Raw genomic sequence first — 13851 nt, forward strand, 5'->3', positions numbered from 1 at the left:
AAACCCTTGATTCAACAGGGATTCTCGCCGGACTCGGAAGCGGGATGCAAAACCCGGCACGAGAGTCAACTGTCGACGCTTACGAGCGGGTAAAAAACGCCATTGATCTTGCCGGGCGATCCTGCCTAAATGCCTTCCACAGGGGACACAGATCACATCTGTACGAGGAAGTTTAAGGGTCATTCCAATCGGGGTGGCTTTGAGCTTTCCGTCGCCTGTGGCGGGGGTAATTCCACGTCGATCAATCAAACAAGTCGAGACGATAAAACCGGGCGAGCCTTCGCACCGGAGCGAGGACGTTTCGTCTTATGGTTGCCGGCCGGGGCTTGGCCTTGTGAAGGCATGGGATAGGAAGAAGGAGGCTCGGGCTGTCCGCTACGTACGAGGGTGCGGTCAGCCGACAACGAGGAAAAACGGTTCTGGCCGGCTTGAAAATGGCCGTGCAGAATCGGTAAGGCGAAGTGCGGGGGGACATTTGCTTGAGGCGAAGGCGAGCGAATGAGCGCAGCGCGCCGTGACGGGATATGAGGAGCCCGGGTTCGGTGCGTATCAGAGCGTCCGGCTGACGCGGCATGGCTTTGAGCGGCCGTGGCGGGCGGACATAAAGATGAGGCCGCCAGCAATGACGGCGTCGGAATAATGAAATTGGAAGGCGGCAAGATGCGGATGAATTTGGCGACGGCACCTGAAGGTTTTCAGGCCGGAAGCAATCAGTCTCAGGCGGCGGGGGAAAAACACGACATGCGGCATGACGCACTGTTTGAGCGGGTAAGTGCGCGCTTGAAAGCTCAGGTCGGACCGGATGTCTTCGCAAGTTGGTTTGGACGCCTCAAGCTCCATTCAGTGTCGAAAAGCGTCGTGCGCCTCTCGGTCCCTACGACTTTTCTGAAGTCCTGGATCAATAATCGCTATCTCGATCTGATCACCACGCTCGTCCAGCAGGAGGACGGCGAAATACTGAAGGTGGAGATCCTCGTGCGCACTGCGACCCGCGGTCATCGCCCGACGGCTCCTGAGGAGAGCGTTGCCGCGGTTGCCGAAGCGGCGCCCGTCTCTCCTTCCCGCCGTTCGGCGGCCCCCTCCGTGGCAATTGCCGCCGCCACGGTTGCGGCAGCTCCGGCGAGACCCGTCCAGGCGCCGCTTTTCGGCTCGCCTCTCGATCAGCGCTACGGTTTCGATAGTTTCGTAGAGGGCTCGTCGAACCGGGTCGCGCTCGCGGCAGCGCGTACGATTGCCGAGGCCGGCGCCGGCGCCGTGCGCTTCAATCCGCTCTTCATCCATTCGAGCGTTGGTCTCGGCAAGACGCATCTCCTGCAGGCGATCGCTCTCGCGGCCCTCCAGAGTGCGCGCGCGCCGCGCGTCGTCTATCTCACGGCCGAATATTTCATGTGGCGTTTCGCAACGGCGATCCGCGACAACGACGCGCTGTCGCTGAAGGAATCGCTTCGCAACATCGACCTTCTCATTATCGACGACATGCAGTTCCTGCAGGGCAAGTCGATCCAGCACGAGTTCTGCCATCTGTTGAACATGCTGCTCGACTCCGCCAAACAGGTGGTCGTCGCCGCCGACCGTGCACCCTGGGAGCTGGAATCGCTCGACAGCCGCGTTCGCTCGCGCCTGCAGGGCGGCGTGGCGATCGAGATGGAAGGGCCGGACTACGAGATGCGCCTGGAAATGCTGAAGCGTCGTCTCGAAGCGGCGCGCCAGGACGATGCCTCGCTCGAGATTCCGCCCGAGATCCTGAGCCACGTCGCCCGCAACGTGACAGCCAGCGGCCGCGAACTCGAGGGCGCCTTCAATCAGCTTCTCTTCCGTCGCTCCTTCGAGCCGCAGCTTTCGATCGAGCGGGTCGACGAACTGCTCGGCCATCTCGTCAATGCCGGGGAACCGCGCCGCGTCCGCATCGAAGATATCCAGCGCGTAGTGGCCAAGCACTACAACGTCTCGCGTCAGGAGCTGGTCTCGAACCGCCGCACCCGCGTCATCGTCAAGCCGCGCCAGATCGCCATGTATCTGTCGAAGACACTGACCCCACGCTCCTTCCCCGAAATCGGCCGCCGCTTCGGCGGGCGCGACCACACGACCGTGCTCCATGCGGTGCGCAAGATCGAGGAGCTGATTTCTGCCGACACCAAGCTCAGCCACGAGATCGAGCTTTTGAAGCGACTGATCAACGAATAGTAGCAGGTAAGCTCGAAGTTACGAAAAGCCCGGTCCGCCGGGCTTTTTTGTTGAGCGTTTTTTTCGCCTCGCTTGTCGGCTATCAATACCGCCATTCGTCTTCAGACCAGAGCGGAGATTTTCAATGCTTTACGCCGTGCTTTGCTACAACGATGAAAGCGTCACCAGTGCCTGGAGCAAGGAGGAGGACGAGCGGGTCATGCGTGATCTGAGCGCCGTCCAACGCAAATATGTCGAAGCGGGCAAGCTGGGGCCCGTGGCGCGGCTGGTGCCGACGACGGCGGCGGCGACGCTGCGCCACAGCGCCGGCGAGACGATCGTCATCGACGGCCCCTTCGCCGAGACCAAGGAACAGTTGCTCGGCTTCTATCTGATCGATTGCGCCTCGCTGGACGAGGCGCTCGACTTCGCGCGCGATCTGAGTAACGCCAATCCGAGCACGGGCTCCTACGAAGTCCGGCCGCTCGCGCTTTATAAACCCGGTGAGTTGCCCTCATGACCGACACAGGCTGGATCGATCTTGCTCTTGTTTCCGCGCGGCCGCAGGCAATGGGTGCGCTGCTGCGCTACTTTCGCAATCTCGATCTGGCGGAGGAGGCATTTCAGGAGGCCTGTATCCGGGCGCTGAAAAACTGGCCCCGTACCGGTCCGCCGCGCGATCCCGCCGCCTGGCTCATCTTCGTCGGACGCAATAGCGGCATCGACAGGGTGCGGCGGCAGTCGCGCGAGACGGCGCTGCCCCCGGAGGAACTGCTCTCCGACCTCGAAGACCGGGAGAGTGAACTCGCCGATCGCCTCGACGGGGCGCATTACCGCGACGACATCCTGCGGCTGCTCTTCGTCTGCAGCAATCCGACGCTTCCGGCAACCCAGCAGATCGCGCTTGCACTGCGCATCGTATCGGGGCTCTCCGTCAGGCAGATCGCCCGTGCTTTTCTCGTCAGCGAAGCCGCGATGGAGCAGCGCATCACCCGCGCCAAGGCCCGCGTGGCGGCCGCCGGCATCCCGTTCGAGACACCCGATGCCGCCGATCGCGCCGAGCGGCTCGCTGCGGTCGCGACGATGATCTATCTCGTCTTCAACGAGGGTTATTCGGCGATGAACGGCGCCGAGGGCGTCTCCGCCGATCTTTGCGACGAGGCGATCCGCCTGTCGCGGCTGCTGCTGCGGCTGTTTCCCGCCGAGCCGGAAATCATGGGACTGACGGCACTTCTGCTGCTTCAGCATTCGCGCGCCCGCGCGCGCTTCGATGCAAACGGTGCCGTCGTCCTGCTCGAAGATCAGGATCGGCGGCTCTGGAGCCGGCCGATGATTACCGAGGCGCTGGCGATGATCGACAAGGCAATGCGCCATCGCCGCCCCGGGCCTTACCAGATACAGGCAGCGATCGCCGCCCTGCACGCCCGCGCCGAACGTCCTGAGCAGACGGATTGGGAGGAGATCGACCTCCTCTACCAGGCGCTCGAGCGCCTGCAGCCCTCTCCGGTCGTCACGCTCAATCGCGCGGTCGCCGTCTCCAAACGGGAGGGAGCGGAGGCCGCACTGGCCATGGTGGAGCCCCTTGGCGAGAGGCTTTCCGGCTATTTCTATTATCATGGCCTGCGCGGCGGCCTTTTGAAGCAACTCGGCCGGGCATGCGAGGCGCGCGCCGCCTTCGACCGGGCGATCGCACTGGCCACCAACGCGGCCGAAGCGGCCTATATCCGCATGCAGCTCGATCACCTCGCGGCCGAGCCGGCGACGGTCGCGGAAGAAGAGCGATAATTTTTTCTGACCCCTGTCGGCAGGCGGCATCCTCTTTCGTCCTTGGAATGAACCAACATGGAGGAATTCGAAAATGACTGCAGCGACCGACACCAATTCCGGCGGCGAACGCGAACTGGTTCTGACCCGGCTGATCGATGCCCCGCGCGAGAAGGTCTACCGGGCCTTCACGGAAGCCGGGCTTCTGAAGCAGTGGTTCGCCCCTCTGCCGTGGACGATCACGGAAGCGGAGCTCGACGTCAGGGCGGGCGGCATCAACCGCTTTGTCATGCGCTCGCCCGAGGGCGAACTCTATCCCAATCAGGGCGTCTATCTCGAAGTCGTGCCGAACGAGAAGATCGTCGTCACCGATGCCTTTACGGAAGCCTGGAAGCCGTCCGAGAAGCCGTTCATGACGGCGGTCATGACCTTCGAGAACGAGGGCGGCAAGACCCGCTATACGGCCCGCGCGCTCCATTGGAGCGTCGAGGACCGCGATGCCCATGAGAAGATGGGCTTTCACGAGGGCTGGGGCCAATGCGCCGATCAGCTTGCAGCACTCGTTGCGAAACTCTGAGAGGAGGACGGGGTCATGACCATTACCGCGAGCAGCAATGCGGCCATTGCGGAGATCGAGGAGGTAATCGGAGGCTGGGCGGAGGCGCTGCGCCGGAAGGATGCCGCCCGCGTCCTCGCCCACGGCACGGACGATTGCCTCGTCTTTTCCCTGGCGCCGCCCCTCAAGGCCTCCGACGCAGATGCCGGCGGCCTCGAGCAGTGGTTCTCCACGTGGAAAGGACCGCTCGGCTTCACCCTTGAGGATCTCGACGTTTCGGTGAGCGGCGACGTCGCCTTCGCCACTGCGCTGACGCATCTTTCCGGCGAGAAGCACGATGGTCAGAAGGCGGCGCTCTGGTATCGCCTGACCTTGGGCCTGACGCGCACCGACAGGGGATGGAAGATTGCCCATCAGCACGAATCCGTTCCCTTCTACATGGACGGGAGCTTCAAGGCGGCGATCGATCTCGATCCTCGATCCGAGGTCGACTGGCAAGCACCGTCGCGCCCGCCCATGCCCGGTGTCATCGCCTATCTCAACGTGGAGGATGCAGATGCGGCGGCGGCCTTCTACGTCCGCGCTTTCGGCGCCAAGGAGGAGGACCGCAAACTTGCCCAGGACGGAAAGCGCCTCATCCACTGCCACCTGACGATCAACGGCGGCGCATTGATGCTGAACGATCCCTTCCCGGAATTCGGCCATCCCTGGAAGCCGCCGGAGGGCTTCGTGCTGCACCTCGTCGTCGACGACGCGGATTTCTGGTGGAAACGGGCGGTGGAGGCCGGCGCGCAGGTGACGATGCCGCTGGAGATCGCCTTCTGGGGCGATCATTACGGCCAGCTCAAAGATCCCTTCGGGGTTACCTGGGGGATCGTCGCACCGGTGAAGGAAGGCGGTTGAACCGCTCGGCCCGCGATCAGCAGGCGAGGTCGGCCACCACGGCGTCGAGGATCAGCATTCCGGCGGGCGTGCAGCGCAGCCGCGAATTGCCGATCCGTTCGATGAAACCATGCTCGATCAGGAACTCTTCCCGGGCCGGATCCGGATCGCGGCCCGAGAGGGTCTGCCAGCGGGCGAGATCGACGCCTTCGCGCAGCCTCAACCCCATCAGCAAAAGCTCATCGGCCTGCGCCTCGAAATCAAGCAGTTCCCGCTCGATCAGGCCTTCGCCGCACTCTTCGACGCGTTGCAGCCATGCCTCGGGGTTGCGCTCGGTTGCGGTCGCGATCTTGCCTGATCCGATCGCCAGCCGCCCATGGGCGCCGGGGCCGATGCCCGCATAGTCGCCGTAGCGCCAATAGGTGAGGTTGTGCCGGCTCTCGGCCCCCGGCCGGGCATGGTTGGAGACCTCATAGGCCGGCATGCCGATCGCCGCGGTGATCTCCTGCGTGGCCTCGTAGAGAACAGCCGACTGCTCGCCATCCGGAACGACGAGCTTGCCTGCCTTGTGCAGGCCGTAGAAGGGCGTCCCTTCCTCGATGGTAAGCTGGTAGAGCGACAGATGATCGACGGCGTAGGAAACCGCCTCCTTCAGTTCGCGCTCCCATTCCTCGACCGTCTGGTTCGGCCGCGCATAGATCAGGTCGAAGGACATCCGCGGAAAGATCTCGCGGGCGAGCCGCACGGCCTTCAACGCATTCTCGACATCGTGCAGCCGTCCGAGAAATTTGAGGTCACGGTCGTTGAGAGCCTGGACGCCGAGCGAGACGCGGTTGACGCCGGCCGCCCTGTAGCCGCGGAAGCGCGTCGCCTCGACGCTGGAGGGGTTCGCCTCCATGGTGATCTCGATGCCGTCAGGCACGTGCCAATGCCGGGCAATGCCGTCGAGGATCGCCTCCACCGTCTGAGGGTCCATCAGCGACGGGGTACCCCCGCCCATGAAAATGCTGGTGACGGTTCTCGGACCGGAAAGCGCGCGCACCGCCGCCATTTCCTTCAGGAATGCGGCGACGAAGCGAGGCTGATCCACCGGCTGGTGGCGCACATGGCTATTGAAGTCGCAATAGGGGCATTTCGCCGCGCAGAACGGCCAGTGCACATAGACCCCGAAACCGGGGTCCATGCCGTCACCGATCGCTGAAAGCGGGGCTATCTGCATCGTCTTTCTACTCAGGCGCCGAGACAGGTTTCGGCGAACAGCTTGAATGCGCGGGCGCGGTGCGACAGAGCCTCGGGATCGCCCGGCTTCCAGCCATGCTTCTCCTCCGCACTCATTTCGCCGAATGTGGTGTCGTAGCCCTTCGGTTGGAAGACCGGATCGTAGCCAAAGCCGCTGGTGCCGCGCGGCGGCCAGACGACATAACCCTCGACCTCGCCGCGAAAGAGCTCGACATGTCCGTCCGGCCAGGCAAGGCAGAGAACGGACACGAAGCGTGCGGTACGGCTTTCGGGCGTCACCGCACCCTTGTCGCGGAGCGCCTCTTCGACCTTTTCCATGGCCATCTGGAAGTCGCGGCTGCCGTCCTCACGTTCGGCCCAGTTGGCCGTGTAGACGCCGGGGGCGCCGCCGAGCGCGTCGATGGCAAGACCGGAATCGTCCGAAAGCGCCGGCAGTCCGGATGCCCTGGCCGAGGCGAGCGCCTTGATCGTCGCGTTCTCCTCGAAGGTCGTGCCGGTCTCTTCCGGCTCGACGAAATCGAGATCGGCTGCCGATTTCGCCTCGAAGCCGAGAGGCCCGATGAGGTCGCGGATCTCACGGATCTTGCCGGCATTATGGCTCGCGACGACGAGCGTCTTGTCGATCAGTCTGCGCATCTGTTCCGTTCCGTTCAGGTTCTGCCGAAATCAATCCTTGGCCCAGAGGCCCGCTTCCGCGCATTCCAGGCTGTTGCCGGCCGGATCGCGGAAATAGAAGGAGCGGGCGCCGTTCGGCCAGCGGACATCCGCCTCGATCGAAACTCCGGCTGCCTCCAGTTTCGCCTTCCAGGCATCGAGTGCCTCGGCGGCGACCCGGAAGCACATGTGCCCGTTGCCCTTCGTCCCGTGCGGAGGCACGGGAAGTGCGCCCGGTGCAGGCGGCTTCACCGTCTCCGCCGGGTTGAAGATCAACAACACGCCTTCGCCGCAGCGGAAGAAGACATGGCGGCTACCGGCGCGCGTGATCCTTTCAAGGCCGAGGACCGTTCCGTAGAAGGCCTCGGCCTGGTCGAGATCGTCCGCGTAAAGCGCGGTTTCCAGAATGCCTTCGAATGTCGGCACCGGACCGGTTCCTCTCAAGTGATCCAGAGCACTTCCGGAAAAGCCATGACGGCGTTCCGTCCGGAAGTGCAAATTGTCGAAGCGTCAGATCATCTCACTGCTGCCGTGCAGCAGAGAGCAGTCTAGCCTGCTATCGCCTGCTTCTGCATTTCGACGAGTTCGGCAATGCCGTTCTTGGCGAGCAGCATCAGGCTTGCGAATTCTTCTTCGCTGAAGGGCTTGCCTTCCGCCGTTCCCTGGATCTCGACCAGGCCGCCGCTGCCCGTCATCACGAAATTGGCATCCGTCTCCGCAGCCGAGTCTTCGAGATAATCGAGGTCGATGACCGGCTGATTGGCGAAAATGCCGCAGGAAATGGCGGCCACATGGTCTTTCAGGACCTTCTCCAGCTTGACCATGTTGCGCGCTTCCATCCACTTCAAACAGTCGTGGAGGGCGATCCAGGCGCCGGTGATCGACGCAGTGCGCGTGCCGCCGTCGGCCTGAAGCACATCGCAGTCGATCGAGATCTGACGTTCGCCGAGCGCCGGAAGATCGACGACGGCTCTGAGCGACCGCCCGATCAGCCGCTGGATCTCCTGCGTGCGGCCGCTCTGCTTGCCGGTCGCCGCCTCACGCCTCATGCGCTCGCCGGTCGCGCGCGGCAGCATGCCGTATTCCGCGGTGATCCAGCCCTTGCCGCCGTTGCGCAGCCAGGCCGGAACTTTTTCCTCCAGGCTGGCGGTGCACAGAACATGCGTGTCGCCGAAGCGTACCAGGCAGGATCCTTCCGCATGCTTGGAGAAATTGCGCTCGAACGAGACCTTGCGCATTTGGTCGATTTTTCTGCCGGATGGCCGCATCGTCAACTCCTGTCGATCCCGACTGCATGTTCCTTCGAGTCCTGTTCGGTTCAAGGACAAGACCATGCAGAATTCAAAGTGCTCCAGCGGCCTTTGCGCGTCTGAAGACACGCGGCGCTTTCGTGAGCCTTCTAGATCATGGCGTGGGCAAAGGGAACCGCTTGATGTCGAAGCTTCGCAGTGATTTTTCCCTTTTGCCATTCCCCGTGCGGATCACTATATTCTGTGCGAACACGGAATACTGATCACGGAGTGACATGGTACTGCGCAACCCTGGAACGAAGGGGATCGCATCGGCGCTGGACGAGCGCTCCGGCGAGATCTTCCGCCGCATTGTCGAGAGCTATCTGGAAAGCGGGGAGCCGCTGGGCTCGCGCAATCTCTCTCGGCTGTTGCCGGTGTCGCTGTCGCCGGCCTCGGTTCGCAACGTGATGAGCGATCTCGAGGATCTGGGCCTGATCTATTCCCCCCATGTCAGCGCCGGCCGGCTTCCGACGCAGCTGGGCCTGCGCTTCTTCGTGGACGCCTTCATGCAGGTGGGCAATCTCTCGCCGGAGGAACGCGCCTCGATCGAAAGGCAGGTTCACCCGGGAAATCGCGACCGGTCGGTCGAAAACCTTCTTACCGAGGCGAGCCAGATGCTGTCCGGCATGTCGCGCGGCGCAGGTCTCGTCATCACCACCAAGAGCGACCCCGTTCTCAAGCATGTCGAGTTTATCCGGCTGGCGCCGACCAAGGCACTGGCGGTGCTCGTCGGCGAGCACGATCAGGTGGAGAATCGCATCATCGAGCTGCCGGCCGGGATCACCAGCGCCCAGCTCACCGAAGCGGCGAACTTCGTCAACGCTCACCTTGCCGGTCAGACGATCCCCGAACTGCGGACGCAACTGGAAAAGGTCAAGGAGACGGTGCGCGGCGAGCTCGACGCGCTCTCGCAGGACCTGGTTGAGCGCGGGCTGGCGATCTGGTCCGGAAGCGAGGGCGACGGCCAGCCGGCGCGGCTGATCGTCAGGGGCCGCGCCAATCTGCTCGAAGGATTGGAAGGGACGGACGACATTGAGCGGCTGCGCATGCTCTTCGATGACCTCGAAAAGAAGGACAGTCTGATCGAGATCCTCAACCTCGCGGAGAGTGGCCCGGGCGTGCGCATCTTCATCGGTTCCGAGAACAAGCTGTTTTCACTCTCCGGATCCTCGCTGATCGTCGCTCCCTACCGCGACAGCGACGACCGCATCGTCGGAGCGGTCGGTGTCATCGGGCCGACCCGGCTCAACTATTCCCGCATCGTTCCCATGGTCGATTACACCGCACAGCTCATGTCGCGGCTGTCGCGCTGAGCGAATCCTTTTGATCGATGAAGCAATCGACCCTTGATTTTTCGGGCCCAAACATCGATATCGGGCTTCAAATCCAGGCAACAGAACGTTCAAGCAAAGCGACTTCCGCTGGTTTGATGATGCCGAACAGAGCAAAAGACAGAAATTCGGAGAACGTCATGACCGACGAAACGAACAAGAACGGACCCGAGGCCGCGGCGCCTGAAGAATTCGAAACAGCCGCTGAGCCGCAAGCCGCGGAGAAGCCGGAGGCGGATGCTTCCACGACCGCGCCGGATCCGCTTGAGCTTGCCAGGGCCGAGAGTGCGGAACTGCGCGACAAATATCTTCGCCTGGCTGCGGAGATGGACAACCTGCGCCGGCGCACCGAACGTGACGTGAAGGACGCGAAGTCCTATTCCGTCGCGGGCTTCGCGCGCGACATGCTGGCGGTCTCCGACAACCTGCGCCGCGCGCTGGATGCGATTCCGGCCGACGCCAGAGAGGCGGGCGATGCCGGCCTGAAAGCACTCATCGAGGGTGTGGAAATGACCGAACGGTCGATGCTCGCGGCGCTCGAGCGTCACGGCGTGAAGCAGCTGGACCCCACCGGCCAGAAGTTCGATCCGAATTTCCACCAGGCCATGTTCGAGGTCCCGAACACCGAGGTTCCGAACAACACGGTCGTCCAGGTGGTCCAGGCGGGATACACGATCGGCGAGCGCGTTCTGCGCCCGGCGATGGTCGGTGTTGCCAAGGGCGGCCCGAAAGCCGCGTCCTCTGAAAGCGAGACGCCTGCTGCCTGACGGCGCATGAATGCGAATTGCGAAGGGCCGCGCACTCTGCAAGGTGCGCGGCCCTTCGTCATTGTTCGAAATATCGCATGCTCTTCCAACCGGCTCCGGCAGGACAGCAGGCAGAAGATACTCAGGCAGCGTGCGAGGTCGTGTCGTCGCTAAGCAGCGTGTAGATCGCGCTTGCCGAGTCGCTCGCTCGGATACGCGACACCATGTCGTGGTCGCGCAGCACGCGGGCGATGCGCGAGAGCGCCTTGAGGTGGTCGGCGCCGGCACCTTCCGGTGCAAGCAGCAGAAAGACGAGGTCGACCGGCTGGTCGTCCAATGCCTCGAAATCCACCGGCGTATCAAGCCGCGCAAAGATACCGACGATCGACGGCAGATTGCTGAGCTTGCCGTGCGGGATGGCGATGCCGTTGCCTACCCCGGTCGAGCCGAGTCTTTCTCGCTGCAGGATGACGTCGAAGATCTCCCGCTCCGGAAGACCGGTGAGCTTCGATGCTTTTGCCGCCAATTCCTGAAGGAGTTGCTTCTTCGAGTTGGCCCTCATGGCCGGGATGATCGCATTTTGATGCAGCAAGCCTGCCAATGCCATTCTTTTATCCTCGTTCGCCGGTTAGAGCCTGGCAATCTCATCACAAATGCGCCGTGATGGCTCTACCCATCTTTGTCTTGGCGGGTCGAATGCACAGAAAAGTCGAGCTTTTCCGCCGTCCCGCTGATCGGAAAGACGGGGGACGCCAGTCCGGCTGGCTTCCCCCATCCCCACTCATGCCTTGATATTGGCGGCGTCGATCCAGCCAATATTCCCATCGTTGCGTCGATAGACGATGTTCAGTTCATCCTTGCCGGGGCTGCGGAACATCAGCACCGGTTCATCCGTCATGTCCAAGGCCATAACGGCATTGGCGACGGACATTGTTCTCAACTGTTTCGTCGTTTCGGCAACGATCGTCGGCGCATAATCGTCGGGGACTTCCTCGTCCTCAAAGGGCACCGAGTCCATCACTCGATAGGCCACTTCGGTGGCATTCTGCCCGTTGCCGTTGTGATGGTCCTTGAGCTTGCGCTTGTAGCGCCGGAGCCGCTTCTCGATGCGCTCCGAAGCCGCGTCGAAGGCTGACTGTGGCTCGTTCGCCTGGCCGTTTGCCTGCAATACCACGCCCGTATCGAGATGAAGCTTGCAGTCGGCGCTGAATCGCGACCCTGACTTTTCCACAGTGACCTGGCTCGAATATCCTCCGTCGAAATATTTGGTTACGGCCTGCTCGATCTGCTCGCCGATGCGGACGCGAAACGAATCGCCGATTTCCATATGTTTACCGGATACACGCACACTCATGGAGTTTCCTCTCTTGTTCGTGAATTGCGTGCCCAGTCTATTCCAAGCGCCCCCGTCATCCAAGCACTTCAGCGACGGGAGTCCCGAACAACCGAAATCGTGAGCGCGCGCTGCCTCTATGCAAGCGCGGCGGCCTCATATCCGCTGTACCGCGGAGAGTCAATTGCGCGTCGTGGGATTAAACGTTCATCGAGCCCCGGCGGTTCCGCAGGCGAGAGCCCAAAGCGCAACCCGGCTTACGCGCTTGCGGCCGCCCGGAAATGCTCAGAATGCCGAGGTTTTGGCCAGCGCGCGTTTCTCGCGGCGGCGCTGGACGGAGGAAGGGATGCTCATCGTCTCGCGATATTTTGCGACGGTGCGTCTGGCGATATCGACGCCGGCTTTCTTGAGGACGTCGACGATATCGTCGTCCGAGAGCACGGCATCGGCGCTTTCCTGATTGATCATCGTGCGGATGCGATGGCGCACGGACTCGGCGGAATGTGCATCGCCGTTTTCCGCCGAGCCGATCGAAACGGTGAAGAAATACTTCAATTCGAAGAGCCCGCGCGGGGTCAGCACGTATTTGTTGGAGGTGACCCGGCTCACCGTCGACTCGTGCATCTTGATCGCATCCGCGACGATCCTGAGGTTCAGCGGGCGAAGATGGCCGACGCCGTGGACGAGAAAGGCGTCCTGCTGCCGGACGATTTCGCTTGCCACCTTCATGATCGTCCTGGCGCGCTGATCGAGGCTGCGCGTCAGCCAGTTGGCATTTTGCAGGCACTCGTTGAGAAAGGCCTGTTCGCCGCTGTTCTTCCGGCTGGAGCGTGATATTTCGGTGAAATAGTCGTGGTTGACGAGAACCCGGGGCAGGGCATCCGGATTGAGCTCGACCAGCCAGCCGCCATCGGGTGCGGCGCGCACGACGACGTCGGGAACGATGGCCTCGAACACACCGGTTTCGAAGCTGGTGCCCGGTTTCGGATCGAGCTTGCGGATCTCGGCGAGCATATCGACCAGGTCTTCCTCGTCGACGCCGCAGATTTTCTTGAGACTTGCGAAATCGCGCCGTGCCAGGAGCTCGAGATTGGCCACGAGCGCTTCCATCGCCGGGTCGAGGCGATTGCGGGCGCGCAGCTGAATGGCAAGACATTCGCCAAGCGTGCGCGCAAAGACCCCCGGCGGATCGAACTGCTGAAGCACCTGCAGCACGCGCGCCACGTCCTCGACGGCCGCGCCCAGCTTCTCCGCCGTCTCGGCGAGGTCGGCGTGCAGGTAGCCGGCATCGTCGAGCTGGTCGATGAAATGCAGGGCGATCAGCCGATCGGAGGCAGTGCTGAGTGCAAAGGGCAACTGCTCGGCGAGAGCCTCCCTCAGCGTCTTGCGGCCGGCAACGAAATCGTCGAGATCGTAGCCCTCGGCGTCGCCGGCGCCCGGCATGGATTTCCATTGGCCGAGAAGCTCGGGCGCATCCGCCCGCTGCGGCGCCGTATCGTCGGGGAAGACGTTGGCGAAGTCGGCGTCGAAGCCTTCGCTGAGTCTCTCGCCGGATCTCGACATGGCGCTGTCGTAAAGATCGCTCTGACCTGCCGCTTCGTCAGTCTCGCCGCCGGTCTCAGCCGGATGCGGACTGGCATCCTCGCGATCCGATGTCGTTGCCTCATCGGCCGATTGGACCTCCAGCAGCGGGTTCTTCTCGACTTCCTGCGCGATGAAATGGCTGAGCTCCAGATGGTTCATCTGAAGCAGCTGGATCGACTGCATCAGCTGCGGCGTCATGACCAGCGACTGCGACTGTCTCAGATGAAGGCTGGCGGACAAGGCCATGCTGGCGTGAAACTCCCGTCGAGTTCTCCGAGCCGTGTCCGCTTGGACGGGCCCATTTTTT

15 protein-coding genes are annotated in these 13851 nt (G+C 62.7%); 7 read left to right on the forward strand and 8 right to left on the reverse strand.

The features are described 5' to 3' along the window. Nucleotides 1-549 precede the first annotated feature (549 nt). A complete protein-coding gene (locus CN933_RS32545; protein WP_234841208.1) occupies nucleotides 550-840 on the reverse strand; it encodes a hypothetical protein in 291 nt (96 codons plus the stop codon). On the opposite strand from CN933_RS32545, the gene dnaA reads away from it, so the two are divergent. The 5 genes from dnaA to CN933_RS14515 all read left to right on the forward strand — a co-directional run bounded on the left by dnaA (nucleotide 742) and on the right by CN933_RS14515 (nucleotide 5386). Then, the gene (gene dnaA, locus CN933_RS14495; protein WP_033047210.1) at nucleotides 742-2184 is read left to right on the forward strand and encodes a chromosomal replication initiator protein DnaA; all 1443 of its coding nucleotides are present in this window, start codon (nucleotides 742-744) and stop codon (nucleotides 2182-2184) included. The genes CN933_RS32545 and dnaA overlap by 99 nt on opposite strands. Nucleotides 2185-2308: 124 nt before the next feature. Further along, complete coding sequence (locus tag CN933_RS14500; protein ID WP_018093976.1) at nucleotides 2309-2683, forward strand: YciI family protein; 375 nt, start codon at nucleotides 2309-2311, stop codon at nucleotides 2681-2683. Continuing rightward, nucleotides 2680-3948: an RNA polymerase sigma factor gene (locus CN933_RS14505; protein ID WP_018093977.1), complete on the forward strand. Its 1269-nt coding sequence runs from the start codon at nucleotides 2680-2682 to the stop codon at nucleotides 3946-3948. Before CN933_RS14500 ends, CN933_RS14505 begins: the two co-directional genes overlap by 4 nt. A 73-nt stretch (nucleotides 3949-4021) precedes the next feature. Next, on the forward strand, nucleotides 4022-4504 hold the full coding sequence (locus CN933_RS14510; protein WP_018093978.1) for an SRPBCC family protein: 483 nt from the start codon (nucleotides 4022-4024) through the stop codon (nucleotides 4502-4504). Nucleotides 4505-4519: 15 nt separating this feature from the next. After that, nucleotides 4520-5386: a nuclear transport factor 2 family protein gene (locus CN933_RS14515; RefSeq protein WP_018093979.1), complete on the forward strand. Its 867-nt coding sequence runs from the start codon at nucleotides 4520-4522 to the stop codon at nucleotides 5384-5386. 16 nt (nucleotides 5387-5402) lie between these two features. Here CN933_RS14515 and hemW read toward each other — a convergent pair whose 3' ends face one another. The 4 genes from hemW to rph form a co-directional block, all read right to left on the reverse strand. Further along, a complete protein-coding gene (gene hemW, locus CN933_RS14520) occupies nucleotides 5403-6584 on the reverse strand; it encodes a radical SAM family heme chaperone HemW (protein ID WP_018093980.1) in 1182 nt (393 codons plus the stop codon). Between the two features lie 11 nt (nucleotides 6585-6595). Then, nucleotides 6596-7240 carry an RdgB/HAM1 family non-canonical purine NTP pyrophosphatase gene (gene rdgB, locus CN933_RS14525; protein ID WP_018093981.1) on the reverse strand — a complete coding sequence of 215 codons (645 nt, stop codon included), beginning with the start codon at nucleotides 7238-7240 and terminating at the stop codon, nucleotides 6596-6598. 30 nt (nucleotides 7241-7270) lie between these two features. Next, the gene (locus tag CN933_RS14530) at nucleotides 7271-7684 is read right to left on the reverse strand and encodes a VOC family protein (RefSeq protein WP_018093982.1); all 414 of its coding nucleotides are present in this window, start codon (nucleotides 7682-7684) and stop codon (nucleotides 7271-7273) included. Nucleotides 7685-7806: 122 nt separating this feature from the next. Continuing rightward, nucleotides 7807-8526, reverse strand: coding sequence for a ribonuclease PH (gene rph / locus CN933_RS14535; protein WP_018093983.1), 720 nt, complete (start codon nucleotides 8524-8526; stop codon nucleotides 7807-7809). Nucleotides 8527-8783: 257 nt separating this feature from the next. Between rph and hrcA the strand changes: the two genes are divergently transcribed. Both hrcA and grpE read left to right on the forward strand, forming a co-directional pair. Further along, nucleotides 8784-9863: a heat-inducible transcriptional repressor HrcA gene (gene hrcA / locus CN933_RS14540; protein ID WP_003527730.1), complete on the forward strand. Its 1080-nt coding sequence runs from the start codon at nucleotides 8784-8786 to the stop codon at nucleotides 9861-9863. A 158-nt stretch (nucleotides 9864-10021) separates the two neighbouring features. Further along, nucleotides 10022-10648, forward strand: a complete 627-nt coding sequence (gene grpE, locus CN933_RS14545; protein WP_026168514.1) for a nucleotide exchange factor GrpE — start codon at nucleotides 10022-10024, stop codon at nucleotides 10646-10648. Nucleotides 10649-10769: 121 nt separating this feature from the next. Here the strand turns inward: grpE and ptsN are convergent, their stop codons facing one another. The 3 genes from ptsN to rpoN form a co-directional block, all read right to left on the reverse strand. Continuing rightward, complete coding sequence (ptsN, locus tag CN933_RS14550) at nucleotides 10770-11234, reverse strand: PTS IIA-like nitrogen regulatory protein PtsN (RefSeq protein WP_018093985.1); 465 nt, start codon at nucleotides 11232-11234, stop codon at nucleotides 10770-10772. A 174-nt stretch (nucleotides 11235-11408) separates the two neighbouring features. Further along, on the reverse strand, nucleotides 11409-11981 hold the full coding sequence (gene hpf / locus CN933_RS14555; protein ID WP_018093986.1) for a ribosome hibernation-promoting factor, HPF/YfiA family: 573 nt from the start codon (nucleotides 11979-11981) through the stop codon (nucleotides 11409-11411). Nucleotides 11982-12245: 264 nt separating this feature from the next. Continuing rightward, nucleotides 12246-13790, reverse strand: a complete 1545-nt coding sequence (gene rpoN, locus CN933_RS14560) for an RNA polymerase factor sigma-54 (RefSeq protein WP_018093987.1) — start codon at nucleotides 13788-13790, stop codon at nucleotides 12246-12248. Nucleotides 13791-13851 lie beyond the last annotated feature (61 nt).

The sequence above is a fragment of the Sinorhizobium sp. M4_45 genome, assembly GCF_002885915.1.
In the GTDB taxonomy this organism is placed as follows: domain Bacteria; phylum Pseudomonadota; class Alphaproteobacteria; order Rhizobiales; family Rhizobiaceae; genus Sinorhizobium; species Sinorhizobium meliloti_A.

Bases quoted from the DNA above. Each gene is read 5' to 3' on its own strand.
- dnaA (WP_033047210.1), top strand. From the start codon at position 742: ATGCGGCATGACGCACTGTTTGAGCGGGTAAGTGCGCGCTTGAAAGCT.
- CN933_RS32545 (WP_234841208.1), bottom strand. From the start codon at position 840: ATGGAGCTTGAGGCGTCCAAACCAACTTGCGAAGACATCCGGTCCGAC.
- CN933_RS14500 (WP_018093976.1), top strand. From the start codon at position 2,309: ATGCTTTACGCCGTGCTTTGCTACAACGATGAAAGCGTCACCAGTGCC.
- CN933_RS14505 (WP_018093977.1), top strand. From the start codon at position 2,680: ATGACCGACACAGGCTGGATCGATCTTGCTCTTGTTTCCGCGCGGCCG.
- CN933_RS14510 (WP_018093978.1), top strand. From the start codon at position 4,022: ATGACTGCAGCGACCGACACCAATTCCGGCGGCGAACGCGAACTGGTT.
- CN933_RS14515 (WP_018093979.1), top strand. From the start codon at position 4,520: ATGACCATTACCGCGAGCAGCAATGCGGCCATTGCGGAGATCGAGGAG.
- hemW (WP_018093980.1), bottom strand. From the start codon at position 6,584: ATGCAGATAGCCCCGCTTTCAGCGATCGGTGACGGCATGGACCCCGGT.
- rdgB (WP_018093981.1), bottom strand. From the start codon at position 7,240: ATGCGCAGACTGATCGACAAGACGCTCGTCGTCGCGAGCCATAATGCC.
- rph (WP_018093983.1), bottom strand. From the start codon at position 8,526: ATGCGGCCATCCGGCAGAAAAATCGACCAAATGCGCAAGGTCTCGTTC.
- hrcA (WP_003527730.1), top strand. From the start codon at position 8,784: ATGGTACTGCGCAACCCTGGAACGAAGGGGATCGCATCGGCGCTGGAC.
- grpE (WP_026168514.1), top strand. From the start codon at position 10,022: ATGACCGACGAAACGAACAAGAACGGACCCGAGGCCGCGGCGCCTGAA.
- ptsN (WP_018093985.1), bottom strand. From the start codon at position 11,234: ATGGCATTGGCAGGCTTGCTGCATCAAAATGCGATCATCCCGGCCATG.
- hpf (WP_018093986.1), bottom strand. From the start codon at position 11,981: ATGAGTGTGCGTGTATCCGGTAAACATATGGAAATCGGCGATTCGTTT.
- rpoN (WP_018093987.1), bottom strand. From the start codon at position 13,790: ATGGCCTTGTCCGCCAGCCTTCATCTGAGACAGTCGCAGTCGCTGGTC.